This is a genomic window from Sphingopyxis sp. (genome assembly GCF_034380315.1).
In the GTDB taxonomy this organism is placed as follows: domain Bacteria; phylum Pseudomonadota; class Alphaproteobacteria; order Sphingomonadales; family Sphingomonadaceae; genus Sphingopyxis.
In genome coordinates this window covers 557861-583535 of record NZ_JAXMPB010000001.1, presented here as the reverse complement: position 1 = coordinate 583535, position 25675 = coordinate 557861, and the positions used below count along the sequence as shown (strand labels likewise).

Annotated in this window: 24 protein-coding genes and 1 riboswitch; of the genes, 9 read left to right on the top strand and 15 right to left on the bottom strand. The window is 65.5% G+C overall.

Annotated elements, in window-relative coordinates; genetic code table 11:
• Positions 1-21: 21 nt before the first annotated feature.
• Entirely contained in the window at positions 22-648 is a 627-nt protein-coding gene (locus U0S50_RS02950; RefSeq protein ID WP_322307241.1) for a hypothetical protein, read from the bottom strand.
• Positions 649-773: 125 nt separating this feature from the next.
• Between U0S50_RS02950 and U0S50_RS02945 the strand changes: the two genes are divergently transcribed.
• Positions 774-1454 (top strand): DUF2726 domain-containing protein, encoded by a 681-nt coding sequence (locus U0S50_RS02945; RefSeq protein WP_322307240.1) that lies wholly within the window; start codon positions 774-776, stop codon positions 1452-1454.
• Positions 1455-2134: 680 nt separating this feature from the next.
• Here U0S50_RS02945 and U0S50_RS02940 read toward each other — a convergent pair.
• The 3 genes from U0S50_RS02940 to thiC all read right to left on the bottom strand — a co-directional run bounded on the left by U0S50_RS02940 (position 2135) and on the right by thiC (position 5802).
• Complete coding sequence (locus U0S50_RS02940; protein ID WP_322307239.1) at positions 2135-2599, bottom strand: Eco29kI family restriction endonuclease; 465 nt, start codon at positions 2597-2599, stop codon at positions 2135-2137.
• On the bottom strand, positions 2592-3755 hold the full coding sequence (locus U0S50_RS02935) for a DNA cytosine methyltransferase (RefSeq protein ID WP_322307238.1): 1164 nt from the start codon (positions 3753-3755) through the stop codon (positions 2592-2594). Before U0S50_RS02935 ends, U0S50_RS02940 begins: the two co-directional genes overlap by 8 nt.
• Before the next feature lie 154 nt (positions 3756-3909).
• Positions 3910-5802, bottom strand: a complete 1893-nt coding sequence (gene thiC, locus U0S50_RS02930; protein ID WP_322307237.1) for a phosphomethylpyrimidine synthase ThiC — start codon at positions 5800-5802, stop codon at positions 3910-3912.
• Positions 5803-5847: 45 nt separating this feature from the next.
• A riboswitch (TPP riboswitch) is annotated at positions 5848-5959 on the bottom strand.
• Positions 5960-6127: 168 nt separating this feature from the next.
• Here thiC and U0S50_RS02925 point away from each other — a divergent pair.
• The gene (locus U0S50_RS02925; RefSeq protein WP_322307236.1) at positions 6128-7027 is read left to right on the top strand and encodes a DUF4189 domain-containing protein; all 900 of its coding nucleotides are present in this window, start codon (positions 6128-6130) and stop codon (positions 7025-7027) included.
• A 156-nt stretch (positions 7028-7183) separates the two neighbouring features.
• Positions 7184-9484, top strand: a complete 2301-nt coding sequence (locus tag U0S50_RS02920; RefSeq protein ID WP_322307235.1) for a TonB-dependent receptor — start codon at positions 7184-7186, stop codon at positions 9482-9484.
• A gap of 30 nt (positions 9485-9514) precedes the next feature.
• Here U0S50_RS02920 and U0S50_RS02915 read toward each other — a convergent pair whose 3' ends face one another.
• Positions 9515-10117: a glutathione S-transferase family protein gene (locus U0S50_RS02915; protein WP_322307234.1), complete on the bottom strand. Its 603-nt coding sequence runs from the start codon at positions 10115-10117 to the stop codon at positions 9515-9517.
• Positions 10118-10119: 2 nt separating this feature from the next.
• Positions 10120-10764 (bottom strand): pyridoxamine 5'-phosphate oxidase family protein, encoded by a 645-nt coding sequence (locus U0S50_RS02910; RefSeq protein ID WP_322307233.1) that lies wholly within the window; start codon positions 10762-10764, stop codon positions 10120-10122.
• A gap of 143 nt (positions 10765-10907) precedes the next feature.
• Here U0S50_RS02910 and U0S50_RS02905 point away from each other — a divergent pair, with 143 nt between their 5' ends.
• Genes U0S50_RS02905 through U0S50_RS02885 form a run of 5 tightly spaced genes read left to right on the top strand, consistent with a single transcriptional unit; the run spans position 10908 to position 15294 of the window.
• Entirely contained in the window at positions 10908-11798 is an 891-nt protein-coding gene (locus U0S50_RS02905; protein WP_322307232.1) for a LysR substrate-binding domain-containing protein, read from the top strand.
• A 24-nt stretch (positions 11799-11822) separates the two neighbouring features.
• Positions 11823-12164, top strand: coding sequence for a hypothetical protein (locus U0S50_RS02900; protein WP_322307231.1), 342 nt, complete (start codon positions 11823-11825; stop codon positions 12162-12164).
• Entirely contained in the window at positions 12161-12733 is a 573-nt protein-coding gene (locus U0S50_RS02895) for a hypothetical protein (RefSeq protein ID WP_322307230.1), read from the top strand. The genes U0S50_RS02900 and U0S50_RS02895 overlap by 4 nt, the downstream gene beginning before the upstream one ends.
• Positions 12734-12793: 60 nt before the next feature.
• Positions 12794-14722: a 1-deoxy-D-xylulose-5-phosphate synthase gene (dxs, locus tag U0S50_RS02890; protein WP_322307229.1), complete on the top strand. Its 1929-nt coding sequence runs from the start codon at positions 12794-12796 to the stop codon at positions 14720-14722.
• A complete protein-coding gene (locus U0S50_RS02885) occupies positions 14719-15294 on the top strand; it encodes an HNH endonuclease signature motif containing protein (RefSeq protein WP_322307228.1) in 576 nt (191 codons plus the stop codon). Before dxs ends, U0S50_RS02885 begins: the two co-directional genes overlap by 4 nt.
• 63 nt (positions 15295-15357) lie before the next feature.
• On the opposite strand, the gene U0S50_RS02880 is transcribed toward U0S50_RS02885, so the two are convergent.
• The 9 genes from U0S50_RS02880 to purE form a co-directional block, all read right to left on the bottom strand.
• Positions 15358-15777: a DUF3035 domain-containing protein gene (locus U0S50_RS02880; protein WP_322307227.1), complete on the bottom strand. Its 420-nt coding sequence runs from the start codon at positions 15775-15777 to the stop codon at positions 15358-15360.
• Between the two features lie 25 nt (positions 15778-15802).
• The gene (gene lspA, locus U0S50_RS02875) at positions 15803-16330 is read right to left on the bottom strand and encodes a signal peptidase II (RefSeq protein ID WP_322307226.1); all 528 of its coding nucleotides are present in this window, start codon (positions 16328-16330) and stop codon (positions 15803-15805) included.
• A complete protein-coding gene (ileS, locus tag U0S50_RS02870; RefSeq protein ID WP_322307225.1) occupies positions 16327-19275 on the bottom strand; it encodes an isoleucine--tRNA ligase in 2949 nt (982 codons plus the stop codon). Before ileS ends, lspA begins: the two co-directional genes overlap by 4 nt.
• Positions 19276-19437: 162 nt before the next feature.
• Positions 19438-20487, bottom strand: coding sequence for a glycerophosphodiester phosphodiesterase family protein (locus tag U0S50_RS02865; RefSeq protein WP_322307224.1), 1050 nt, complete (start codon positions 20485-20487; stop codon positions 19438-19440).
• Positions 20488-20624: 137 nt separating this feature from the next.
• Positions 20625-21554 (bottom strand): bifunctional riboflavin kinase/FAD synthetase, encoded by a 930-nt coding sequence (locus U0S50_RS02860; protein ID WP_322307223.1) that lies wholly within the window; start codon positions 21552-21554, stop codon positions 20625-20627.
• On the bottom strand, positions 21551-22744 hold the full coding sequence (locus U0S50_RS02855; protein WP_322307222.1) for a dipeptidase: 1194 nt from the start codon (positions 22742-22744) through the stop codon (positions 21551-21553). Before U0S50_RS02855 ends, U0S50_RS02860 begins: the two co-directional genes overlap by 4 nt.
• Positions 22744-23235: a dihydrofolate reductase gene (locus U0S50_RS02850; protein WP_322307221.1), complete on the bottom strand. Its 492-nt coding sequence runs from the start codon at positions 23233-23235 to the stop codon at positions 22744-22746. The genes U0S50_RS02855 and U0S50_RS02850 overlap by 1 nt, the downstream gene beginning before the upstream one ends.
• Positions 23232-24305, bottom strand: coding sequence for a 5-(carboxyamino)imidazole ribonucleotide synthase (locus U0S50_RS02845; RefSeq protein WP_322307220.1), 1074 nt, complete (start codon positions 24303-24305; stop codon positions 23232-23234). Before U0S50_RS02845 ends, U0S50_RS02850 begins: the two co-directional genes overlap by 4 nt.
• 4 nt (positions 24306-24309) lie before the next feature.
• Positions 24310-24807, bottom strand: coding sequence for a 5-(carboxyamino)imidazole ribonucleotide mutase (gene purE / locus U0S50_RS02840; RefSeq protein ID WP_322307219.1), 498 nt, complete (start codon positions 24805-24807; stop codon positions 24310-24312).
• 192 nt (positions 24808-24999) lie between these two features.
• Here purE and U0S50_RS02835 point away from each other — a divergent pair, with 192 nt between their 5' ends.
• Complete coding sequence (locus U0S50_RS02835; RefSeq protein ID WP_322307218.1) at positions 25000-25644, top strand: GGDEF domain-containing protein; 645 nt, start codon at positions 25000-25002, stop codon at positions 25642-25644.
• The last annotated feature ends 31 nt before the right edge of the window (positions 25645-25675 follow it).

The following is a 25675-nucleotide window of genomic DNA, read 5'->3' as shown; positions in this document are numbered from 1 at the left end:
GTCACCGCTCCGCTTGTCGGATCAAGGCTTTGGCGCGGTGTCGCCGCTCTCGTTCTCATCCTCTTTTTCGCCTTCGCTTGCGTTTGCGCTTTCGCCCCCGGGGGCGGTCAGGCGCGGCGGCGGCGCGCACCGCGCGGGTTTTGCCTGCGCGTCCATATGGTCGATCGCCTGCGCCAGATGCTGGCCGGCGGCGTCGAAAGGCCGCGGCGTGGCGGCGGGCTGCGCCCCGAAACGATCGGGGTCATGCGCGCGCATCAGGAACATGGCGAGATGTTCGGGATATTCGCGCCGCTCGCCGACCTGTTCGCCCTTGTAAAAGATCGGCACCGCGACGCCGTGGACCGCGCGCGCCAGCGCCGCATCGACGAGCCGCCGCATCCCGAAATCGATCGCCGCATCCCAGGCGTGGCGAAACGCCGCGGCATCGGGACGGCGGCGCAGATTATAGGCGGCGGTCGCCGACAGCCCGACGCTCGCCGCCGCCTCGGTCACGCAGGCGCAAGACGCGAGCGCCTCGATGAACTTGCGCTGGCGATCGGGCGTCCAGCCGCTGCTGCGCTGTCGCTGAAGCTGCGCGGGGGTGAAGGAGGACAGCGCGGCGGTCAGGCTGGGCGGCGCGGGGCGGGCATCGGCTTTGGGCTGGGTCATCCAACAGGATGAAGCAGGGCCGGGCAATGTAGGAAAGGGGTTTTGGTGGGGTGCGGTGCGAAATAGGATCGGGCGGCGCCAGTCTTCTTGCAATTTTGCCGCCTTGCCTGTTCTATGATGCCACCATGCCGCCCGAAATTCAGGCCCTGATCGACAAGCCGTTGCTGCTCGCCCTGGTCCTCGCCATCGGCGCGGTTTGCGGGGTGGCCGCCGAGCGGGTCGGAGAGAATCTGAACAAGGCCGAGCGTCGCCGCCGTTGGCAGCGGCGCAAGAGCGGGGGCGGGAAGTGGGGCGCCAGCGTTCGCCCCGACCCCCGGTTCCGCGCGGACCCGGCGGCGGCGAGATCGCCGAGCCCGGTGGCGACCGCCGCCGAACAATTGCGCGCGGTGATGGAGGCGGAGTTTCAGGCGCGCCCGCTGCTCAACGCGGGCGAACGGCGGCTGTTGTCGGTGCTCGACAAGGCGCTGGCCGAGGAAAGCCCCGGCTGGCGCGCGATGGGGCAGGTGTCGCTGGGCGAGATATTGGCGAGCCCCGACGAGGCGGCGTTCCTGGCGGTCAATTCGAAGCGCGTCGATTTGCTGATCATCGATGCCGACTGCCGCCCGCTCCATGCGGTCGAGATGCAGGGCAAGGGGCATCACAAAAGCGACAACACCGCCGCGCGCGACGCGGTGAAACGCGAGGCGCTGCGTCGTGCGGGGATCGGCTATGTCGAGGTGGTCAGCGGCGACACGCCCGCCGAGGTGCGCGCGATGGTGCGGAAATTGGTGGGGCGACCCCACTCCTCATCGTCACCCCGGACTTGATCCGGGGTCCAGCTTTCCACCGTCGCTAAGCGGGACCCCGGATCAAGTCCGGGGCGACGAAAGAAGGAAGAGCCCTTCCACGTCCGCTATCGCTCAACCCCCACCCCCGCCGCACAGCCGCCAGCGGCCATGTTCGACATGGGTGGTCTTGCCGACGATGCTTGCGGTCAGGATGATCTCGTCCACCGTCCAGCCGATCGGCGGCATCTTTTGGGCATTCAGCCGGTCGCCGCGATAGTTGGCGCCTGACGTTTTTTGGGATGTGCGGTTCGGGGCCTCTGAAACGTCAGACTCTGCCGTCCATGATCGGCGCCTTTGCGGCGAGCAGATGGTTTACCAGCGCCTTCTGGAACGCCCGCGCCTCGGCCAGCGGATCGCGCGTACGCAAGGTCACCGCCTTGCGGTTCTCTACCGGCAACAAGCGGAGCGGGAAGGGCGCCGCGGCGAAGCCGTCAAGAAACATTGGGGGGCGCGGGCAGCCACGCGGGCGGGGCATAATGCAGGTCGTAGAGCGAGATGAGCGTGACATGGAGGAGGTCGGGGCCGCGCCCGGGATCGCCCAAGCGGCAGCGCGACGGTCGCCGCCTGCACCTCCGGCGGCGGCTTGGCCATGACGTAGAGGGGGTTCCGGGCGCGCATGGGTGGGGGTGCCAACCGTCGAACCGGACTAACCCGGATGCTCAATCATCGTCGGACGGAGGAGGAAATAGCCTGTCGAAATCGCTGACTCTGTTTGTCCCGGGTCTGCCGACACCCGGGGTTTTGCTGCCAAATCCACTGTCGTTCCATGGTGGAGAAAGGTGCCGAATTAGTGCGACTTCGCCAGCGACGACCCACCAGTCACTATCGAATGTGGCATACGTCACCTGAAAGCGACTAAGATCGCCCCCAGTACGGGCTGAAAGTTTGCCGACGTGTTCTCCCAGCCTTGCACGCAGCGTTCGACCGCTCTTGGTGAAGGTCTTTGTTGCTTTGCCGATGTAAACGAGATCGCCGTCTAAAAATATGGCGTACAGGCCGCTTTCAAGTGGCCCGACGCCTTTCTCAAGAGCAAGTTTCGGCGTCGTTTCTAAATGTTCGACCAGCTGCGCGCGAATGCCCGCATCGAGATCGAACGTGAAATGATGAGGGTCACTGTCATCCATTCACGCCTTCTAGATTCCGACGAACGTCAGAAGCAATCGATTTCGCCAGCTTAACTGGAACGGCATTGCCGAGTTGCCGCATCGCTTCTGTCCACGAGCCTCGCAACTCGTATTGGTCAGGGAACGTCTGCAATGCAGCGCTTTCTCGGACGCTAAAGTAGCGCACCGATCCATCGGGGCGAACAAGCATATTTTCGCCTCCCGGAACGCCATGCACGCCGGCTTTTAACGTCTTGGCCGGTTGATCCAAGGGACTACCGGTATGGCCGGGGTAGGCGCGAGCGCCAAGCTGGAGCTTATGATTGCAGAATTGACCTGATCCCGTTTCCGTGGGTTCGCCATATTTCGACAACGCGTCGCGAACAGTCTGCCAAGCTTCTTCTAGTGGCCGCTCACGCAAACGTTCAGCGCGCGCGCGCTCAGTTTCTGACGGGTGTCGATTGGCCGATGAAACCTGATGCCGGTCCCAATACTCCCCAGTCCGATACTTATCCCAAAGTAGACGGTCAGCGGAGTGGGTAGGCCGAGGAAACTTCCAAGCAATTTTCAGATCGCTCCGAAATCCGACAAAAAATACCCTCTCACGCTTTTGAGGGACTCCGTAGTCAGCAGAGTTCAAGACTTGAGCAACCACCTTGTATTCTGGCGGAACTTTGCTGTCAGAAGTATGATGCTGTTGGAGCCGGCCAAAGTGATCTCGCCAGTCTTCTCCATCCAGCCGCAAGATTGCCGGATGATGGAGTTGTAGCTCAATATAGGAAAAGTATGTGGCGAAAGCCGCGCGGGTCATACCTTTAACGTTTTCGAAGATAAACGCCTTCGGTCGAACCTCCCTCACTACGCGTACTGCCTGCGGCCACATATCTCTTTTGTCGTCAAATGCGCGATGCTTTCCACCCATAGAAAAGGGCTGGCAGGGAGGCCCCCCTGTTACTAAGTCTACGGAACCTTCCAGATGTCGGAAATCTATCGGGCGAATGTCTCCCAGAGTCGGCTTCGGCCAATCTCGTACGACATGGACCTTTTTATTGCGATTTTCTTCGATCGTGTCGCAACACCACTTGTCCCATTCGACGATCTGGACGGGCTTAAAGCCCGCCTCGCTCACTCCAATTCCTAAGCCGCCGGCGCCTGCAAAGAGTTCTACTGATTTCATGGTTCCGGCGCTCCGAAGCTTGCCAATGTTTAGGCCGTTCTCTCCTTGTTCCTACCAACGAGGAGGCGGGCTTTCAAGGAGCCAAGCCCAAATTTGGTCCACTTCGAAGTAAAAATGCTCGTGGGATGAAGCTGCCGTGGCTTTAGGCTAACCCTCAATCATGCTCCCGGCCACCCGCGCCCATATACAGCTCGCGCCCGGTTTCCTCATAAACCTCGCTCATTTTCGCCATGCCCTTTTCGGCCTCTTCGGCGGCGATGAAGCCGGCGCTGTCCTGATTTTGCAGCTTCGCGAACTCGCGCACTTCCTGGCTGATCTTCATCGAGCAGAATTTGGGGCCGCACATGCTGCAGAAATGCGCCGATTTCGCGCCTTCCGCCGGGAGCGTCTGGTCGTGGTACTGCTCGGCGGTGTCGGGGTCGAGGCTGAGGTTGAACTGGTCGCGCCAGCGGAATTCGAAGCGCGCTTTCGACAGCGCATCGTCGCGGACCTTGGCGGCGGGGTGGCCCTTGGCGAGGTCGGCGGCGTGGGCGGCGAGCTTGTAGGTGACGACGCCGACCTTCACATCGTCGCGGTCGGGCAGGCCAAGATGCTCCTTGGGCGTGACGTAGCAAAGCATCGCGGTGCCGTACCAGCCGATCATCGCGGCGCCGATGCCGCTGGTGATATGGTCATAGCCCGGCGCGATGTCGGTGGTGAGCGGCCCGAGCGTGTAGAAGGGCGCCTCTCCGCACGCTTCCAATTGCTTGTCCATATTCTCCTTGATCTTGTGCATGGGCACGTGGCCCGGCCCCTCGATCATCACCTGGACATCCTGTTCCCAGGCGCGCTTGGTGAGTTCGCCCAGCGTGTAGAGTTCGGCGAACTGCGCCTCGTCATTGGCGTCGGCGATGCTGCCGGGGCGTAGGCCGTCGCCGAGGCTGTAGGCGATGTCATAGGCCTTCATAATCTCGGTAATCTCGTCGAAATGGTCGTAAAGGAAGCTTTCCTTGTGATGCGCGAGGCACCATTTCGCCATGATCGAGCCGCCGCGCGACACGATGCCGGTGACGCGCTTGGCGGCGAGGGGGACGTAGGGCAGGCGGACGCCCGCATGGATGGTGAAATAATCGACGCCCTGTTCGGCCTGTTCGATCAGCGTGTCGCGGAAGATTTCCCAGCTCAGTTCCTCGGCGATGCCGCCGACCTTTTCGAGCGCCTGATAGATGGGGACAGTGCCGATCGGGACGGGCGAGTTGCGCAGGATCCATTCGCGGGTGTCGTGGATGTTGCGCCCGGTCGACAGGTCCATGACGGTGTCGGCGCCCCAGCGGATCGACCAGACCATCTTGTCGACTTCGGACGCGACGTCGGATGCGACCGCGCTGTTGCCGATATTGGCGTTGATCTTGACGAGGAAGTTGCGGCCGATCGCCATCGGTTCGGATTCGGGGTGGTTGATGTTGTTGGGGATGATCGCGCGGCCGCGCGCGATTTCCTCGCGGACGAATTCGGGGGTGACATAATCGGGGATCGACGCGCCCCAATCCTGTCCGTCGCGGATATATTCGGCAAGCCGTTCGCGGCCGAGATTTTCGCGGGTCGCGACATATTCCATCTCGGGCGTGATGATGCCGCGGCGGGCATAGTGCATCTGGCTGACGTTGGCGCCGGGCTTGGCGCGCAGCACCTGCTTCTTGACGTTCGGGAAGGCAGGGACGCCGCCCGAACGGTCGGGGCCGAGCTGGCCATTGTCTTCGGGCCGAACCTCGCGCTGCGTCACTTCCTCGACGTCGCCGCGGGCGCGGATCCAGGGGCTGCGCAGTTCGGGCAGGCCCTTTGCAATGTCGATCGTCGCATTGGGGTCGGTGTAGGGGCCCGAGGTGTCATAGACGCGCACCGGCGGTTCGCCCGACGAGGGTTCGAGCATGATTTCGCGCATCGCGACGCGGATGCCGCTGCCGGTGGGCGAGGCGACATGGATCTTGCGGCTGCCGCGGATCGGCCCGGTGGTGACGCCGATCGGCGAGGCGGCATTTTTGTCGAGGCGGGAATCGATGTCGGCCATGTGCAGTCGCTCCAATGCTTCGAAGCGAGAATGGGAGCCCGTTTGCCGCGGAACGCCAACCCTCCCTCCGCCCGTATTACCGGGATCAGGTTCAACGGGTCGCGGTCTATTCCGCTCTCAACCTGCGATTGCGCGCCAGGCTCCCCGGGGATGGCGACCGATGTAGCGCGTCGCGCCCGCGCTGTCCATCGGCGCCGATGGCCGGTCGCGCTGCGTGCGACGTATCGCGCGGGCGCCGCGATGTAGCGGTGTCATCACGGTCACAGCCAGGCGCGGCATAATCGGCTATGGGCGATCGAGGTTCAACGAACATGGGGTTTTGGGAATGCCGATCGGCCGGATGGGATATATGCTGTTGATCGCCGCGGCGTGGTGCCTGTGGGGTGCCTCGCCCGCCGCCGCGCAGGCCTATCCCTGTTCGGGGCCGGGCCCCGGCGAACGCATGATCGGCATGACGCCGGGCGGCAACGGTATCGCGCCGGTGCCGCTGTGCGTGCGCGACGGTGGCGGCGCGGGGGCGCCCGTCACCTATGTCGACACGGTCGCCTCGATCGCCTGGCACGCCGAGGCCGCCGATGTCTGGGTCGAGGGCAGTTACGACGGCCCCAACACCGCCGAGCGCGTCGCGTTGCAGGCGTGCAACGAGGCGATGGGCGGCGGCTGTTCCTCGATCGGCGAATGGAAAAATTCGTCGATGGCGATCCTGCGCGACCGGCAGGGCTATTTCTATAGCGCATGGCTGGGCGACGGCGGCGCGACGCGCAAGAAGGTGATGGCCGATTGTTCGGCCAAGCAATTGCTGCCTTGCGAACAATTCGGAAAATATGGCGCGGGCACCCGCCGGCGCTGGCCCGGCGCGGGCGTGCGCAAGGCCTTTGCCGCCGGGGCGTGGGTGACGGCGAGCGACGCCTATGACGGCAAGCTGTATGTCGCGGGCGGCGCGGCGACCGCCGATGCGGCCACCGCCGCGGCGCTGAAGGCATGCGCCGACGCGACGCGGCAGGAATGCAATGTCACCGCGCTGAGCGGCAATGGCATTATCCAGACCTATCGCATGAACGGCGGCGACGACACCGCGACGGTCGAGACGAGCGCGAAGCGCGCCCGCGCCGCGGCGGAGCTTTATTGCAAGCAGAAAAAGGCCGAAAGCTGCGTGATGCAGCGGCAGTTCGATGCGCGGACGCCGGGGCTGTTCGTGCATGATTTCGCGGCGCCGAGGCCATAGGCCGAGGCACGCGGGGCGGGCAAGGCGCGGTGGTCGCCATCGCCGCTGCAACATAAAAACCGCATATATGTCATCATTTTGCAGCGACGCGGTCATGGCGTTGACCTGTGGCGGCGTCAAAGGGCGGCCTTCGACCATCGAATGAAGGCCTTGTCCATGCTTCCTGCCTCGCGTCCCCTTGCCGTCCTGTTGCTTGCCGCCACCTCGACCCCCGCCCTGGCACAAGCCGATACGGCGCCGGTCGCCGACGACGCGCTGGGCGACGTCATCGTCGTCACCGCGCAAAAGATCGAACAGCGCGCGATCGACGTGCCGATCACCATTTCGGCGAACAGTGGCGAGGCGACGCGCGCGCTGGGGGTGAACGACCTCGACGAACTGTCGAACTATGTCCCCGGCCTCAACATCCAGGAGCAGAGCGCGAACAACCCCGGCATCGTGATTCGCGGCATTACCTCTGACAGCGGATCGGCGCAGCAGGCGCCGCGCGTGACGCTTTATTACAATGGCGCCGACATTTCGCGTTCGCGCGGGTCGTATCAGGCGATCTATGATGTCGACCGGATCGAGGTGATCAAGGGGCCGCAGGCGACGCTGTTCGGCACCGCGTCGGCGGTCGGCGCGATCAGCATCGTGTCGGCGCGGCCCAGGCCCGGCTTTTCGGCCGAGGTGAACGCCAGCTATGGCAATTATGATGCGACGGTGCTGGGCGGTTTCCTGAACCTGGGGTCGGACAAGGTGGCGGGGCGCGTCGCCTTTGAATGGAAAAAGCGCGACGGTTATGTCCGCAACCTCGCCCCCGGGCAGGATGATCTGTACGATCAGGACCAGCTTGGGGTGCGCGGGTCGCTGCGGCTGACGCCGACCGATCGCTTCACCGCCGACCTGATCCTGACCTATGACCGCCAGCGCAACAGCGGCACGCCCTTCATATCGGGCACCCATCCGACCGCATCGGGCCCCGCGAACCCGTTCGGCGACGCCGCGCTGGGCGGATCGCCATTGTCGGAAGCGGTGCTGGGCAAGGCGAAGCTGGGGCTGACCCGCGACGTTTACGACGCCAATCTGACGCTCGACTGGCAGGTCGCCGACGATTGGACGATCACGATGGTCAACGCCTATCGCGATTTCGATTCGCTGGAGGTTTTCGACGCCGACGGCAGTGCCGCCTGGTATCTGGAATTCGCCGAGGACGCCAAGGGGTGGCAATATAACCACGAAACGCGCTTTTCCTATGCGAGCGATCGGTTTCGCGGGGCGTTCGGGTGGAACGCCTTCATCGAGGACGGGTCGCAGGCGGTGCCCTTTTCGAGCGAGGAAGGCATATTCCTGCAATGCGCCGCGGGGGTGATCCCCGGTCTGCCCTGTATCGCCGCCGACGGCAGCGTCGCGGCAGCCGCGGCGACGGGCCTGTTGACCGGCGGGCTGGCGACGGCAATCCCCTATGCCTCCACCTTCGGCAACATCGGCAAGAACCAGAGCTATTCGGTGTTCGCCGACGGGACGTGGATGCCGAACGCGGCGCTGGAGGTGACGGCGGGCGTCCGCGCGCTGATCGAAAAGCGCCGGTCGGGCTATTATGCCCAAGTTCCGGGATCGGTGCTGACCGGCGGTCCGTCGCTGATCCCCGGCCAGGTCGATACCGGCGGCCAGACATTCTGGTCGGAGGACAGTTTTCAGGCCTTTCTGCCGCGTTTCAACATCCTGTACCGCCTGGGCGGCGGCATCAACGCCTTTGCGACCGTGTCGAAGGGGCGCCGGTCGCCGACCGTCAATCTGAACGCGCGCCGCACCGCGACCGGGCCGATCCCCAATGTCGGGCGGATCGCCGCCGAAAATGTCTGGAACTATGAGGTCGGAATGAAGGTCGCGCGCGGCAGTTTTGCCGGGTCGCTGGGCGTCTATTACCAGAAATATGACAATTTCCAGGTGTCGGTGACGCAGTCCGACGGCACGACGATCACCCAGAGCGCGGGCACCGCGAGCAATCTGGGCGTCGAGGCCGAGGCGAGCGTCGCGGTAACGCCGTGGCTGAAGCTGTTCGGCAATGTCGGCTATATCGATGGGGGCATCGACGACAAGGCCGCGAACGGCGTCTTTGCCGGCGATCGTTTCCGCCTTCAGCCCGAATGGCAGGCGGCAGGCGGCTTTACGATCGACGCGCCGCTGGGGGGCGGGATGCGCCTGTTCGCGACGCCGACGATCACCCATCGCAGCAAGATCTTCTTTGAAGTGCCGAACCGGCCGCTGATCAGCCAGGCTGCGGTGACGCTCGTCCATGCGCGCGCCGGGGTGAGCTTTGCCGACGGGCGCTTCGAGATTGCGGGCTTTGTCCGCAACGCGACCGACGAGGATTATCTGCTCGACGCGGGCAACACCGGCGGGGCGTTCGGCATCCCGACCTTCATCCCCGCCGAACCGCGGCTTTACGGCGTGCAGCTCGTCGGGCGCTTTTGACCCTGCCGTCCGGTGCCCGATGGGTCGCGGTCAGGCCACCGCGCCCCACCCCGGCATTGCGGGAAAACCGGGCAGCGCGGCGATACGGCGCGTCCAGGCGGCGACGTTCGGCCAGTCGGCGGGGTCGAGCCCCGCATCGCCGAGCAGCGCGAGATAGGGACTGGCGGCCAGGTCGGCGATGGTCAGCCGGTCGCCGACAAGCCAGCGCCGGTCGGCGAGATGCGCATCGATCACCGGCATGAACCGCGTGGTGATCGCAAGGGCGTGCGCCTCGTCGACCGGCGCGTCGAACCTGCGCGCGAGGCGCAGGAAGGCAGGGCCGTTCTGGATTTCATTCGCGGCGTGCGACAGCCACACGCCAATCTGTCCGCGTTCGCGCGCATCGCGGCCATCCCAGTCGCCGGGGCGATGCCGCGCGGCGAGATGGGCAAGGATCGCCTGGCTGTCGCGCAATATGAAATCGCCGTCGATATAGAGCGGAATCTGCGCCATCGGGGTCAGCGCGCGATAGTCGTCGGAGGCGCGCATCGCGGCGTCGGTCGGCATCTCTTCCCAGCTTTTGCCAAGGAAGGACAGCGCCAGGCGGACCTTGTGCGTATTGCCCGACAGGGCGGTGCCGTGAAGGCGGATCATCGTCATTCTCCTGAACGGGGGGTGGAGGCGGGATCGGGGGCGCGTGGCGGTTCAACCCCCAGCCGGGCGCGAAGCTGGTTGAGTTCGGCCGCCATCGGCCGGATCGCCGCCATCATGTCGACTTCGGTAAAGCGCGGGGTGATGTGCTGCGAACAATTCCAGTCGAGCCCGGCGACGTCGATGACGAAGGCGCGCTCGGGCGCGGCCTTATAGCCATCGGGCATCAGCGCGGTGACCAGCGCGGGGTCGTCGTCGCATTCGATTGACGTCGCGGTGCCGATCAGTTTCAGCCGCCGCCGCGCGGGATAGTCCATCAGGAACAGCGCGACGCGGGCATTGTCCGCAAGATTGCCCGCGCTGACATATTGCTTGTTGCCGCGATAGTCGGCGAAGCCGAGGCGATTGCCGCCGAGCGGACGCAGGAAGCCGGGCGGGCCGCCGCGATGCTGGACATAGGGCCAGCCATCGGCGGTGACGCTGGCCATATAGAAACTGTCGCGCGCCGCGATGAATCCCAGTTCCTTTTCGGTCAGCGGATCGACGCCCTCCGCCTCTTCGGCGCGCGCATAATGATCGCGCGATCCGAAGCGCGCCTGCATCGCGCGTGCGGTGTCGCCGAACAGGATGCGATAATAGTTGCGAGCCATGGAGAGCGGCCTTTCGATGGGCGCGAACGAAAGGCGGATCGGGTAGAGGGAAGCCCTTCGTTCGCCCGGCCGAGATAGGCTGTTGCTCGATTGGAGATAATGACCGGCTTTTGTCATTTTCTATTCCAGTATATGGAATAATTATGGACCGGTTGCTGACGCTGGAGATGTTCGTCGCGGTCGCGGGCGAAGGAGGGTTCGCCGCCGCCGCGCGCAAGCTGGGCAGTTCGCCGCCCGCGGTCACGCGCGGGATCGCGGCGCTGGAGGCGCGGCTGGGCACGCGGTTGTTTCACCGTTCGACGCGCGCGGTCGCGCTGACCGACGCGGGCGCCGCCTTTCTGGTCGAGGCGCGGCGCATCCTGGCCGAGCTGGCGGGGGCCGAGCGCGCGGCGCGCGGGGTGGAGGCCGATCCGCGCGGCCAGCTGTACCTGACCGCGCCGGTGATGTTCGGACGGTTGCACGTCCTGCCGGTGGTGCGCGACCTGATGGCGCGGCACGCGGCGCTGACGGTGCGGATGATGCTGGTCGACCGCAATGTCCGCATCGTCGAGGAGGGGATCGATGTGGCGGTGCGGATCGGCGCGCTGTCCGATTCGAGCCTGAAGGCGGCCCGCATCGGCGCGGTGCGCCAGATGCTGGTCGCCAGCCCCGCCTATCTGGCGCGGCATGGCGCCCCCGAAGGTTTCGCCGACCTCGACCGGCACGAGCTGATCGGATCGATGGGGCCGCGCGTGACGCGCGAATGGGCGCTGGCGTCGGCGCGCGTGCGGATCGAGGGGCGGCCGCGGCTGACCGTCAACACCGTCGACGGCGTGCTGGCGGCGGCGGAGGCGGGGCTGGGGATCGCCAACATGTTGAGTTATCAGGTGGCCGGCGCGCTCGATGCCGGGCGGCTGGTCGCCTTGCTGCCCGATGAGCAGCCACCCGCGCTTCCCGTCCACCTGCTCTTTGATGCGTCGCGCGCCGCGCTGCCCGCCGTGCGCGCCTTCATCGATGCGATGAAGGCGCAGGCGCGGGGCGCGGGTTTTGGCTGAGCCCGTTTTGCGGCGTACTGGTTCATGGCGGCGGCTTGCGGTGCGGGGCATTTGCGTCCATCGGTCGGCGATGCACCGTCGCCGCCAAGCTTTCGCCCGTTCGCGTTCCGCCCGATGAGCCGTGCCGGACGCCTGACCGGCTATGCGTTGATGGCCGCCGCGGCCCTGCTGGCGGTGGCGATGCGGCGCGGGATGATCGATAGCCTGGGGCCGTTTCCGGTCGCGGCGGTCGCGCTGCTGGTCGGCATGATCGGCGTTATGCTGGTGCTCACAGATATCATGGTGCGCGGCCTCTATGCGCAGGTGGCGGCGGCAAAGGACGCGCCGGCCGCGACGCGGGACGACGGAAAGGAAGGCGACGAATGACGGGCAGCCGGAACGGATGGTGCGGGACGGCCGCGGCGCTTTTGCTGGTCGCGGTGGCGCCGGTCGCCGCGGCGGACGCGGGAGCCGGGGCGGCGACGGACGAGGGCGACAAGATGTTCCTCGACATGGCGCAGCAGGCCTGTCAGGCGGCCGATTTTCCGTCGCTGCTGTGGCCCTTCGCCAACAGCGCCGCGGTGCGCGCCCGCTATAGCGCTGCCTCGGTACGCCATGGCGTGGCGGGATCGTCGCAGGTGGAATCGGCCGCCGCCTATGCAAAGCGCGACGCCTTTCCGATCGTGATGATCGATTTCAGCTATGTCACCCGCGATTCGATGCGCCGCTTCGAAGCCGCCGACGGCGACCCCGACCAGCTGGTTCCGGTTCAGATCGAATTCAACGGATCCTCCGACAACCGCTATCGCGTCGACTGGCTGCCCGGTCGGTTCGAGCCCGGCGAGGGCGACGGCCCCGGTACGCTGATCGCCGCGACCGGGCCGGGCGGCTATCTGCTTTTCCGTCCCACCCGCGATTGTTGGGAGCTGGTGGAGGATATCCGCAACCCGGGGTAAGGCGGCGCGCGGCTTTGCTTTTCGTTCGACAGGCCCCCCACCAGCCAGTATGACGACGCGATGACCGACGTTCCGCATACGCCGCTGCTCGACACGGTGGATGTCCCCGCCGACCTCCGCAAGCTGAAGCCCGAAGACCTCCGCCAGTTCGCCGACGAACTGCGTGCCGAGATGATTTCGGCGGTCGGCACCACGGGCGGGCATCTGGGCAGCGGGCTGGGCGTCGTCGAGCTGACCGTCGCGATCCATTATGTGTTCGACACCCCGCGCGACAAGCTGGTGTGGGACGTCGGCCACCAATGCTATCCGCACAAGATCATCACCGGCCGCCGCGACCGCATCCGCACCCTGCGCACCGGCGGCGGCCTGTCGGGCTTCACCAAGCGCAGCGAGAGCGAATATGATCCGTTCGGCGCCGCCCATTCGTCGACCTCGATCAGCGCCGCGCTGGGCTTTGCCATCGCCAACCAGCTGAAGGACGAACCCGGCCGCGCGATCGCGGTGATCGGCGACGGGTCGATGTCGGCGGGCATGGCCTATGAGGCGATGAACAACGCCAAGCAGGCGGGCAACCGGCTGATCGTCATATTGAACGACAATGACATGTCGATCGCGCCGCCGGTCGGGGGCCTCAGCGCCTATCTGGCGCGGCTGGTGTCGTCGCGCCCCTTCCTCGAACTGCGCGAAGTGGCGCGGCGTTTCGCGCGCCGCCTGCCGCAGCCGCTGCACAAGGCGGCGAAGAAGACCGACGAATTCGCGCGCGGCATGGCGATGGGCGGCACCCTGTTCGAGGAACTTGGCTTTTACTATGTCGGGCCGATCGACGGGCACAATATGGAGCATCTGATCCCGGTGCTCGAAAATGTCCGCGACAGCGACCATGGCCCGGTGCTGATCCATGCGGTGACGCAGAAGGGCAAGGGCTATGGCCCCGCCGAGGCGGCCGCCGACAAATATCATGGCGTCCAGAAATTCGACGTCATCACCGGCGAACAGGCCAAGGCCCCGCCGGGGCCGCCCGCGTATCAGAATGTGTTCGGCGAAACGCTCGCGAAGCTCGCCGACAGCGACAAGCGCATCGTTGCGATCACCGCCGCGATGCCGTCGGGCACCGGGGTCGACAAATTCGCCAAGGCGCATCCCCAGCGGACGTTCGACGTCGGCATCGCCGAACAACATGCAGTGACGTTCGCAGCGGGGCTCGCGGCGCAGGGGATGCGGCCCTTTGCGGCGATTTATTCGACCTTCCTGCAACGCGCCTATGACCAGGTGGTCCATGATGTGGCGATCCAGAATCTGCCGGTGCGCTTTGCGATCGACCGCGCCGGGCTGGTCGGCGCCGATGGATCGACCCATGCCGGGTCGTTCGACATCGCCTATCTTGCCACCCTGCCCAATATGGTGGTGATGGCCGCCGCCGACGAGGCCGAGCTGGTCCATATGACCTATACGGCGGCCGAATATGACGCCGGCCCGATCGCCTTTCGCTATCCGCGCGGCAATGGCACCGGGGTGCCGCTGCCCGCGGTTCCCGAAAAGCTGGAGATCGGCAAGGGCCGAGTCGTGCGCCAGGGCAAGACGGTCGCGATCTTTTCGCTCGGCACGCGGCTGGCCGAGGCGCAAAAGGCGGCCGACACGCTGGAGGCGCGCGGGCTGTCCACCAGTGTCATCGACCTGCGCTTTGCCAAGCCGCTCGACGAGGAGCTGATCCGCAAGACCCTGGCCAGCCACGAGGTGTGCGTGACGATCGAGGAGGGCGCGATCGGCGGCCTTGGCGCGCATGTGCTGACGCTGGCGAGCGACGAGGGGTTGATCGACGCGGGGTTGAAGCTGCGCACGATGCGGCTGCCCGATGTGTTTCAGGATCAGGACAAGCCCGAACTGCAATATGATGCGGCGGGGCTCAACGCGCCGCAGATCGTCGATTGCGTGCTGAAGGCGCTGCGCCACAACAGCGCCGGGGTCGAGGAGGCCGGGGCGCGGGCTTGAGCGGCAGGGGCGGCACACGAACGATTCGCAGCCGCGAAACTTCGGTAACCAACGCGTTCGTCCAGAGCATCCTGCCCGATTCCAGACCGGACCCCGAAGAAGAGCGCGCGGTCCTCGCATTTTTCGGGCAGCGAACCGAACAGCGCTTGTGCGTCTATTGCGGCGCGCCCGGCGGCACATGGGACCATCTTTACGCCTATGTGAAGGACAAGCGCCCATCGGGATATATCAACAGCGCATGGAACAGGGTTCCGGCGTGCAGCGATTGCAATTCCGCCAAGGGGTCGAAGCATTGGCGGGACTTTCTGCGTTCGGGCAGCAAGAAATCCCCGCGCGGCCGGGGATGCGTCGACATGGAGGAGCGGATCGCCAAGCTGGAGGCGTTCGAGGGGCTGGGGCGATTGCGGGCGCTTGATATCGAGGCGCTGGCGCCGGCCGATATCTGGGAAAGCTATTGGCGCAAGCGAGATGCGATCGAGGCGATGCTGAAAGAGGCCGACCTTGAATCGCGGGAACTGCGCAGGCGAATCCAGGAAGCCCTCGACCGATCGGTCGCGAACGATCCCGCTTGAGCGAAGGTCGCGCAAGAAAAAGGGCGGCCGGGCCGCCCTTTTGCCTTGGGTTGCGAGCGGCGCTCAGGCGCCCGGAATCGCCGAGCTGGCGTCGCGGCCGTCGCCTTCGGGGGCGGCAAGGATGTCGCGCACGACAAGGCCCTTGTCGACGACCTGCGTGTCGGGGCTGCCGACATTGCTGCGGATGCCAGGGTCGGCGCGCTGGCCGTCGGCGCTGCCGATGACCGCGCTTTCGGTCGCGCTGCGCGGTGCCGGGCCGCCGAAGAGCGCGCGGAGCGTCTGTTCAGCGGTCGATTCGCCGCCGGGGCGCGCCGATCCGGGCGCCGGCGGGGTCAGCGAATAATCGGGCGGAACGACGAGCGGTGCCTGGCGCGACACGGCGAATTCGTCGGGACGGTCCCGGCTGAACAAATTGTTCGAGCCGCAGGCCGACAGGGTCGTGACGGCAATCGAGGCAGCGAGAATGATCTTGGTCGACTTCACTTGAAAAACTCTCCTATGCGCCCCGTTACTCTTTGGCAGGCTTGTCGGCCGCCGCTGGCGCCTTTTCGCCCAAGAGCAGCGCGCGCGCAACCAGCAAAAGCACGCCGATCGTGATGCATGCATCGGCGACGTTGAAGATCATGAAGGGGCGGAAATCCCCGAAGTGCAGATCGGCAAAGTCGACGACATAGCCGTGACGGACGCGATCGACGATATTGCCGAGCGCACCGCCCAGAATCAGCGCCAGCGCGATCACGTCGCCGCGCGCCTTTTCGCGCGTCATCCACACCGCGACCGCGCCCGCGACGACGGCGGTCACCGCCACCAGCGTCCAGCGCGTCGTGTCGTTGCAATTGGCAAACATCGACAGCGAAATGCCGCAGTTTTCGGCCCAGGTCAGGTTGAATACCGACATGAGTTCGATGGTGCCATAGGGCTTGGTTTCGAGCGACAGCGGCACGACCACGATCCATTTGGTGATCTGGTCGAGGAGAAAGGCGATCGCGGCAATGAACAGGCCAAGGCGCAGATGCGGGGAACGGGACTGGGTCATGCCGCATCCAATACAGTGGTGCAGCGATTGCACAAAGCGCCGTCTTCGGACACGTCGGGCAAGTGGCGCCAGCAGCGGCCGCATTTGTGGTTTTCGGTCCGGGTGACGGTGAGCGCTTCGCCGGTGCGGACGGCCGACACGATGAACACCTCCTCGAGCGCGGCGAGGTCGAGCGCGGGATCGGCGATCGCGATCTCTGCCTCAAGGCTGGAGCGGATCGTCTTTTCGCGGCGATAGGGTTCGATCGCTTCGGTCACGGTCTCGCGCTGGACGCGAACCTTGTCCCACCGCGCGGCAAGGGCCGCGTCGGACGCGGTGTGCGCGCCGAGTTCGGGCCATTCGAGCAGATGGACGCTGCCGGCGTCGGGATAGCGGGTGCCCCACACTTCCTCGCTCGTGAACACCAGCACCGGCGCGGCGTAGCGGACGAGGGCGTGGAACAGCGTGTCGAGGACGGTGCGATAGGCGGCGCGCTCGGCGGTCTGATAGCCGGTCGCCGGATTGACGTCGCAATAGAGCCGGTCCTTGCGGATGTCGAAGTAAAAGGCCGACAGATCCTCGCCCGCAAAATCGGCGAGGGCGCGGGTGTAGCCGTTGAAGTCGAAATCATCGACCGCGCGGGCGAGCCGGGCGTCGAGATCGGCGAGCAGGCCGAGCATATAGCGTTCAAGTTCGGGCATCGCCGCGACGTCGGTGATGCGCTCCTCCTCGCTGAACCCGTCGAGTGCGCCGAGCAGGTAGCGGAAGGTGTTGCGCAGCTTGCGATACTGGTCGGCGACCCCTTTCAGGATTTCGTCGCCGATGCGGTGGTCTTCGGTGAAATCGACCGACAGCGCCCACAGGCGGATGATATCGGCGCCGTTGGTTTCCATGACCTTGATCGGGCTGATCGTGTTGCCGAGCGACTTCGACATTTTGAAGCCCTTGGCGTCCATGGTGAAGCCGTGGGTCAGCACCGCCTTGTACGGCGCCTGTCCGCGGGTGCCGCAGCTTTCGAGCAGCGACGACTGGAACCAGCCGCGATGCTGGTCTGACCCTTCGAGGTACAGGTCGGCGCTGTGCGTCGAACCGTCGTGGCGGACGAGGTGCGGCCATTTGCCGCTTTCGAGCACGAAGGCGTGGGTGCAGCCCGAATCGAACCAGACGTCGAGAATGTCGGTGATGCGCTCGTAGTTCGCCGCGTCATAGGCGTCGCCCAGATATTCCTGCGCGCGCGCGTCGCTCCATGCGTCGACGCCGCCTTCCTTCACCGCCGCGACGATGCGATCGTTGACCAGCGGGTCGTTGAGATATTGCCCGCTCTTGCGGTCGACGAAGAGCGTGATCGGCACGCCCCACGCGCGCTGGCGGCTGAGCACCCAGTCGGGGCGCCCCTCGACCATCGATCCGATGCGGTTGCGGCCCTTCGCGGGGACGAAGCGGGTGTCGTCGATCGCCTGCATCGCCGCCTGCCGCAAGGTCGGGGCGTCGCACAGGCCCTCTTCGGCCGGGTTGATCGCGCCGCCTTCGGATTCCCAGCGCTGCTCGCGCGGTGCCTTGGGCTCGATATGGGTCATCACCTTGTCCATCGGCACGAACCATTGCGGGGTGCAGCGATAGATGACCTTCGCCTTCGAGCGCCAGCTGTGCGGATAGCTGTGCTTGTAGTCGGCGCTGGCGGCGAGCAGGCCGCCGGCTTCGCGCAGGTCGGTGCAGATCGGGCCGTCGGGGGCGTTGAACTTGGGGTTGATCACGCTGCCCTGGCCGCCGAGCCAGCCCCAGTCGGCGCGATATTTGCCGTCGCCCTCGACCGCGAAGACGGGGTCGAGCCCGTTCGCCTTGCACAGGTCGAAATCATCCTCGCCATGGTCGGGCGACATATGGACAAGGCCCGTACCGCTGTCGGTGGTGACGAACTCGCCCGCGAGGAAGGGGCGCGGACGCGCGAAGAAGCCGCCGAGCGCGTGCATCGGGTGACGCGCGATTGTGCCGGCGAGGTCGGAGCCTTTGATGGTCTTGAAGTCGAAGCCAGCGGGATAGCCTTTGTCGCCAAACTTCGCCTTAAGATCGGCCGTGAGGCGGCTCATGAAGGCACCGACAAGCGGTCGGGCAACGAGTACACGCATCTCTCGAACATTCTCGCCCTCGGCGAGGTTCAGCTTGAAGAGGTCGTATTCAACCTCCGGCCCATAGGCCAAAGCCTGGTTGACCGGGATCGTCCACGGCGTCGTGGTCCAGATCACCGCATAAGCGCCGACCAGTTCCGCGATCGGGCTCTCCGTGATCTCGAACGCCACGTCGATCTGGGTCGAGACGATATCCTCATATTCGACCTCGGCCTCGGCGAGCGCGGTCTTTTCGACCGGCGACCACATCACCGGCTTGGCGCCGCGATAGAGCATGTCGTTCGCGGCGAATTTCAGGAGTTCGCGCACGATGGTGGCCTCGGCCTCATAATCCATCGTCAGGTACGGATGGTCCCAGTCGCCGCCGATGCCGAGGCGCTTCAACTGCTCGCGCTGGGTGTCGACCCAATGCTGCGCATAGGCGCGGCATTCGGCGCGGAATTCCTCGACCGGAACCTCGTCCTTGTTGCGCTTTTTCTTGCGGTACTGCTCCTCGACCTTCCACTCGATGGGGAGGCCGTGGCAGTCCCAGCCGGGAACATAGGGCGCGTCCTTGCCCTTCAGCGTCTGGGTGCGGACGACCATGTCCTTCAATATGTGGTTGAGCGCATGGCCGATGTGCATGTCGCCATTGGCATAGGGCGGGCCGTCGTGGAGGATGAACTGGTCGCGGCCGCGGCGCGCTTCGCGAATCTGCCCTTCCAGATTGCCCTCGACCCATTTGGCCAGAATCGCCGGTTCCTTCTGCGGCAGGCCGGCCTTCATCGGAAAGTCGGTCTTGGGCAGGAATACGGTGTCGCGATAGTCGCGTGCTTCGGGCGCGGAGGTGCTGTCGGTCATGGCCCGCGCGCTTAGCGCAGATTCGCGTGGGAGCAAAGAAATTGGGAGCAGGATGATACCCACCTCGTCACCCCGGGACTTGATCCGGGGTCCAGCTCAGCAACGTCGAGAAGCTGGACCCCGGATCAAGTCCCGGGGTGACGATGAAGGATAGGCCAGTATCTATCTCTGCCGCGGCCTGAGCGCGGGGCCGACTTCGCGGATATCCTCGACCCAGATAAAGCCGTTGAAGCTCGCGGGCACCTTCGCGAGTTGTTGCGGCGTCGTCAGCCCCTCGTTCGACTTGCCGCTTTCATGGGGGCCAAAGACGATGATACGCGCGCCGACGCTGTCCATTCGTTGGATCAGCCGGTCGGGCCAGCCCCAGAAGGCCCATTGATAGTTGATCGGGATGGCAAGGACGCCGTTCCGGCAGCTTTCGGGAATGATGCCGGTCCAGCCATAGGTAATATAATCCTTGCTGCACGCGCGTGCGCCGCGCTGGAGGTCGAAGGACCAGTTGTTGGGCATCAATTCGCGCATCCGCTTTACCGGCCGTTCGCCCCCGTAAAAGGCGTCGCCGATCTTTGCGCTGTCGCGGCCCGAGGCTTTCAGGATCGCGAACAGCTGATCGGCCTCGGCCGGATTTTTCGATTTGAAGTTGAAGAGGATCGGGTGGACGGGCAGCGCCGCCAGCCCTTCCTCGACCGTCGGTATCTTGCCGACCCCCTTGCCGCGCAAGGGAAAGCTCTGGCCGCCGTCGGCGGTATAGCCATGGCCGATGTCGAGCGCCTTGAGCTCGGCCAGCGTCAGGTCGCGCGTCTCGCCCGTGCCGTCGGTGCGGCAATCGACCGTCCAGTCGTGGAAGAGGACCATGCGGCCGTCCTTCGTCGGTGCGACATCTACCTCGACCATGTTCGCGCCGAGCCCGACCGCCCAGCGCATCGATTCGGGGGTGTTTTCAAACACCTCATGGCTTGGCGGCAGGGCGTGCTGTGCGGTGCAGGTGTCGCGCCCGAAGGCGGCGCGCTTGTCATAGAGATGATAGACGCCGCGATGCGCGATCAGCCTGGGCTTGCCTTCGGGTGAGGGCGCGAGCCAGCTTGCGTTGCTGAGCACGGCCCAGGCGACGAAGGCGGCGAACGCCCAGAGGAAGATGCGGGTCGCCGGCCGCATCGGCTTTTTCGCCGGGCCTTCGAGCCCGGCGGCCCAGTCGTCGCTATTGTCGGTCATGCGTTCCCCCGCGGCCATCACCTTGAACTTGCTTGGCGATTATCCCCTTTTTCGGCGCGAGCCAATCCTTTCCGGGCATGGTGGAGCGTTGCGGCGTAGAAATGGGACAGTCGCGGGCCAGCGGGGCGCGCGGGGACTTAGCGAGCGGAAAGTAACGCCTTCGCCGCGTCGCAATCCAATGCGATCTGCGTCATTAAGGCATCCATATCGTCGAATTTTTCTTCGCCACGAATAAAGGCACGAAATTCAACATCGATCTGTTGACCGTAAAGATCGCCGTCGAAATCGAAAAAATGCGGTTCGAGCAATTCCTTGGGCGGCGTGAAGCTGGGCCGGATGCCGAGGTTCGCCGCGCCCTTGAGGACGCGGCCATCGGCGAGGCGGCCGGTAACGGCATAAATGCCGTAGCGCGGGCGCAAATAGCTGCCCATGTCGATATTCGCGGTGGGAAAGCCGAGCAGGCGGCCGTTTTTGTCGCCATGCTGGACGATGCCGCGCACCGTGAAGGGACGGGTCAGCAGACGCGCGGCGGTCGCGCAGTCGCCGGCCTGGAGCGCTTCGCGGATGCGGCTCGATGAAATCACCTCTGCGGCGTCATCGACCGGCGCGACCATTTCGGTGAAGAAGCCGAGGCGGCGGGCATGATCGGCGAGGGTGACGACATCGCCGCTGCGCCCCTTGCCAAAGACGAAATCGGCGCCGGTTACGACCCCCGCCGCGCCAAAACGGCCGAGGAGCAGGTCGGTGATGAAATCCGCCGCGCTCGTCCCGGCGAGCGCGGCATCGAAGGGCAGGACGAGCATCGCGTCGGCGCCTGCGGCGGCGAACAGTTCCTGCCTTTGGTCGAGCGTGGTGAGGCGAAAGGGCGGAACGTCGGGTTTGAAGAAACGCACCGGATGCGGGTCGAAGGTCGCGACGATCGCCGGGCGGCCTTCATCCTTTGCATGGCGCACCGCGCGCCCGACGACCGCCTGATGCCCGGCGTGAAAGCCATCGAAATTGCCGAGTGCGATCACCCCGCCGCGCAGCGGTTCGGCGACAGGATGATGGCCGTCGAGCCGCGTCATGGGGCCGAAACGGACGGCGGCGGCGCCAGCGGCACCAGCCCGGCGCTGAGGATGCGGATCGCATTGCCTCCCATCGCGGCGCGAATTTCGTCGTCGGAAAAGCCCGCGTCGATCAGCGCCTGGGTGATCTGAACGAGCTTCGACGTATCGAAGCGGACGGTGGTGGCGCCGTCATAATCGCTGCCGAGCGCGACGTGCTGGATGCCGACGAGGTCGCGGACATGCTTCATCGCCTTCGCGATGCTGGCGGGCGAGGTGTCGCAGACGGCGGCGTCCCAATATCCGATGCCGACCAGACCGCCGGTCGCGGCGACGCCGCGAATCTGTTCGTCCGAAAGATTGCGATTGACCTTGCACGTCGCCTGGACCCCGCCGTGGCTCGACACGACCGGACGGCGCGCCATTTTCAATATGTCGGCGACGCAGGCCTGGCTGCAATGGGCGATATCGACGATCATCCCCTTGGCCTCCATCCGCGTCACCACGTCGCGTCCGAGGGGGGTCAGCCCGCCCTTTTTGAGCCCGTGCATCGACCCCGCGAGATCATTGTCGAAGAAATGGGTGAGCCCCGCCATGAGAAAGCCCGCGGCGTAGAGCTTGTCGAGATTGGCGATGTCGCCTTCGAGATTTTGCAGCCCTTCGATGCTGAGCATCGCGCCGACGGGCGCAGCCTTGTCCTGGCGCGCGGCGAGCAGCGCGGCGATGTCGGCGGGGGCCGTCACGGCGCGCAGGTCGCCTTGCGAGGCCGCGACCGCGCGGTGCAGCTTTTCGGCATGCCACAGCGAGCGTTCGAGCAGCGAGTTCCACGTCCGCATCGGCTGGAGCTGGGCGATGACGAGGCTGGTGATATTGTCGGTGTCGTCGCTGTTCGCGTCGTAATTCTGTCCCTTGGGCGATTTGGTGACGCTGGACAGGATTTGCAGCGCGACATGGCCTTCCTCCAGCCGGGGCAGGTCCATATGGCCGCGTGTCGCACGATCGCGGATGTCGCGTTTCCAAAGCAGCGTGTCGCTGTGCAGATCGACGATCGTCAGCGTCTGGTGCAGCGCGCGGGCGCGTTCGCTGACGGTCGCCAGCGGCTTGCCGTCGATGCGATTGGTGCCGCGTTCGATATAGCCGGGCGCAAAAATGAAAAAGGCGCCGGCCAGGATAATCAGCAGGGCCAGGACGATCAGAAGCCAGCGGCGCATCAGCTTTTCCTTGTGAAGGTGACGAAGCTGTAGGCGGGGCGCCCCTCGGCCGCGGCATGATCCTCGCGCGCGGTTTCGCGCCATTGGGAGGCGTCGGGATAGGCGATGCTGGCATCGCCCGCGGGTTCCAGCGCCACTTCGGTCAGTTCGATGCGCGTCGCGAGCGGCAGGAACAGGCGATAGATTTCGCCGCCGCCGATCACCATCGCCTGCGGTGCATTGGCGAGGCGCAGCGCCTCTTCGACGCTGGCGACGGGTTCGGCGTCCTCGCCCTCCCATTCGGGATCGCGGGTCAGGACGATATGGCGGCGCCCCTCGAGCACCGCCGGCAGGCTGTCATAGGTCTTGCGCCCCATGATCATCGGGCGCCCCATGGTGAGCTGTTTGAAGCGGCGGAGGTCGGCGGGAATGTGCCAGGGCATCTTGCCGTCGGCGCCGATGATGCCATTGGCGGCGCGGGCGAGGATCAGCGTGATGTCCGGACGATTCATGCAGGGGGAGCTCCGACCCAGGTGGCATGGCCGAGCTTGCGCCCGTCGCGCACCTCGGTCTTGCCATAATGATGGACATGGGCGTTTTCGTCCGCGAGCAGGGCCGGGACGTCGGCGATCGCGCCGCCGATCAGGTTGCGCATGGTGACGGGTAGCGCCAGGGTGCGCGTGCTGCCGAGCGGCAGCCCGGCAACGGCGCGAATATGATTTTCGAACTGGCTGGCGACCGCGCCCTCGATCGTCCAATGGCCGCTGTTGTGGACGCGCGGTGCCATTTCGTTGAACACGGGCCCGTCTTCGGTGGCGAAAAATTCGCCGGTCAGGACGCCGACATAGTCGAGCGCATCGGCAATCGCCGCCATCATCGCGCGTGCCTCGTCCTGCTGCGCGGCGACGAGCGGCGGCGGCGGCAGGCTGGAAGAGGCCAGGATTCCGCCTTCGTGGACGTTGACCGCGCTGTCCCAGAAACGGGTTTCGCCATCGATGCCGCGTACCAGGATCACCGAAAATTCATGCTCGAACGCGACAAAGCCTTCGAGCACCGCGGCGTGGCGCCCGATGCCGTCCCAGGCGTCGTCGGCATCGTCGGGCGTGCTCAGCCGCGCCTGGCCCTTGCCGTCATAACCCATGCGCACGGTCTTGAGGATCGCGGGGGTGCCGATCCGGTCCAGCGCGGTGTCGAGCGCGGTGCGGTCGGGCGCCGCCGCATAGGGCGCCGGGCGGCCGCCGAGATCCGCGACGAAATCCTTTTCGGTCAGCCGGTCCTGCGCGATTTCCAGCGCCTTGGCGCCCGGACGGACCGCGACATGGCCCGACAGGAAGCGCACCGTGTCGACGGGGACATTTTCGAATTCGAAGGTCACGACGTCGCACGCCGAGGCGAAGCCCGCGAGCCGGGGTTCGTCGTCCCACGCCGCCTGGGTGTGGTGCGCCGTCACCTCTGCCGCGACGCTTTCGGCATCGGGGGCATAGATATGCACCTTGTACCCCAGATTGGCGGCGGCGAGGCCAAGCATGCGGCCAAGCTGGCCGCCGCCCAAAATGCCGATCGTCGAACCCGGCGGCAACAAGCGGTCAGCCCTCGCGAACCGGGATGGGGGCAACGCCCTCGGTCTGCGCGGCGCGCCATGCATCGAGCTTTGCTGCCAGATCGGGATCATTGTTGGCGAGCAGCGCGGCGGCGAAGAGCGCGGCATTGGTCGCCCCCGCCTTGCCGATGGCAAAGGTGGCGACGGGAATGCCGCCGGGCATCTGGACAATCGAATAGAGGCTGTCGACACCCGAAAGGGCCGCGGACTGGACGGGCACGCCGAGGACCGGAACGCGCGTCATCGATGCGACCATGCCGGGCAGATGCGCGGCGCCGCCGGCCCCGGCGATGATCGCCTGAAGCCCGCGCCCAGCGGCTTCCTTGGCATAGGATACCAGCCGGTCGGGGGTGCGGTGGGCGGACACGATACGCACCTCGTGCGCGATGCCCAGCTCTTCCAGGATATGGACGGCGTGCGACATGGTGGTCCAGTCCGACTGGCTTCCCATGATAACCCCGACGCGCGGTGCGCTGCCCTCCATCGTCCCTATTCTCCTGTTCCGGCGATTCATCGCCACGGCACTCCCCCTAGCGAGTCGGGAAGGCGTGGGCAACGCCGCGCGAATGATTGGGCGGGCGTTTACCGATTGGTATCAAGTGCTGGCTAATGTCTTCGGTTAATTCGGACGTTGGCTTTCAGTCGGCGGCCAGTTCAGAATGCACGGGGACTGGGAATGGATAGTGTAGGGGGGGCAAGGATCGCGGTCGATCAGATCGGTATCATGCCCGTCGACTCCATCGAAGACCAACTGCGCGAGATGCGGCGCGAGCGCGACGCTTTGCGCCGCGAAAATCGCGTGCTGAAGATCGCGGTCGCCGAGCTGGAGCGCGTGTCGGAGCGCGATACGCTGACCCCGCTGTTCAACCGCCGTTACTTCCTGACGGCAATCCACCAGCGGCTGGCGCGGTTCGAACGCCACGCCGAAACCGCCGCGGTGGTGTTCGTCGACGTCAATCAGCTGAAATATATCAACGATAATTTCGGTCATGCCGGGGGCGATTTCGCGCTGATGGAAATCGCCAAGCGGCTTGCCGGATCGATCCGGTCGACCGACGTGGCGGCCCGGATCGGCGGCGACGAATTCGGGCTGATCCTGGACCAGTCGAGCGAGTATGGTGCGCGGGCGCAGATCGATCGGCTCGGCCAGACGCTGAGCGCGACCCCGGCACGTTATGATGGGCATGAAATCGCGCTGTCGGCCTGTTTCGGCGTTGCGATGCTGACCAGCGGCGCCACCGAATCGGACATATTGGCCGCCGCCGACCGCGACATGTATCGGTGCAAACAGGGGCTGGGCGGCCCCGCCGGACACCGCTGATACGCCTAACCTGCTGTTAACCGGATTGCGC

Coding starts and splice junctions, on each gene's coding strand:
- U0S50_RS02950 (WP_322307241.1), bottom strand. CDS start 648: ATGACCCAGCCCAAAGCCGATGCCCGCCCCGCGCCGCCCAGCCTGACC.
- U0S50_RS02945 (WP_322307240.1), top strand. CDS start 774: ATGCCGCCCGAAATTCAGGCCCTGATCGACAAGCCGTTGCTGCTCGCC.
- U0S50_RS02940 (WP_322307239.1), bottom strand. CDS start 2,599: ATGGATGACAGTGACCCTCATCATTTCACGTTCGATCTCGATGCGGGC.
- U0S50_RS02935 (WP_322307238.1), bottom strand. CDS start 3,755: ATGAAATCAGTAGAACTCTTTGCAGGCGCCGGCGGCTTAGGAATTGGA.
- thiC (WP_322307237.1), bottom strand. CDS start 5,802: ATGGCCGACATCGATTCCCGCCTCGACAAAAATGCCGCCTCGCCGATC.
- U0S50_RS02925 (WP_322307236.1), top strand. CDS start 6,128: ATGCCGATCGGCCGGATGGGATATATGCTGTTGATCGCCGCGGCGTGG.
- U0S50_RS02920 (WP_322307235.1), top strand. CDS start 7,184: ATGCTTCCTGCCTCGCGTCCCCTTGCCGTCCTGTTGCTTGCCGCCACC.
- U0S50_RS02915 (WP_322307234.1), bottom strand. CDS start 10,117: ATGATCCGCCTTCACGGCACCGCCCTGTCGGGCAATACGCACAAGGTC.
- U0S50_RS02910 (WP_322307233.1), bottom strand. CDS start 10,764: ATGGCTCGCAACTATTATCGCATCCTGTTCGGCGACACCGCACGCGCG.
- U0S50_RS02905 (WP_322307232.1), top strand. CDS start 10,908: ATGGACCGGTTGCTGACGCTGGAGATGTTCGTCGCGGTCGCGGGCGAA.
- U0S50_RS02900 (WP_322307231.1), top strand. CDS start 11,823: ATGGCGGCGGCTTGCGGTGCGGGGCATTTGCGTCCATCGGTCGGCGAT.
- U0S50_RS02895 (WP_322307230.1), top strand. CDS start 12,161: ATGACGGGCAGCCGGAACGGATGGTGCGGGACGGCCGCGGCGCTTTTG.
- dxs (WP_322307229.1), top strand. CDS start 12,794: ATGACCGACGTTCCGCATACGCCGCTGCTCGACACGGTGGATGTCCCC.
- lspA (WP_322307226.1), bottom strand. CDS start 16,330: ATGACCCAGTCCCGTTCCCCGCATCTGCGCCTTGGCCTGTTCATTGCC.
- ileS (WP_322307225.1), bottom strand. CDS start 19,275: ATGACCGACAGCACCTCCGCGCCCGAAGCACGCGACTATCGCGACACC.
- U0S50_RS02865 (WP_322307224.1), bottom strand. CDS start 20,487: ATGACCGACAATAGCGACGACTGGGCCGCCGGGCTCGAAGGCCCGGCG.
- U0S50_RS02860 (WP_322307223.1), bottom strand. CDS start 21,554: ATGACGCGGCTCGACGGCCATCATCCTGTCGCCGAACCGCTGCGCGGC.
- U0S50_RS02855 (WP_322307222.1), bottom strand. CDS start 22,744: ATGCGCCGCTGGCTTCTGATCGTCCTGGCCCTGCTGATTATCCTGGCC.
- U0S50_RS02850 (WP_322307221.1), bottom strand. CDS start 23,235: ATGAATCGTCCGGACATCACGCTGATCCTCGCCCGCGCCGCCAATGGC.
- purE (WP_322307219.1), bottom strand. CDS start 24,807: ATGGAGGGCAGCGCACCGCGCGTCGGGGTTATCATGGGAAGCCAGTCG.
- U0S50_RS02835 (WP_322307218.1), top strand. CDS start 25,000: ATGGATAGTGTAGGGGGGGCAAGGATCGCGGTCGATCAGATCGGTATC.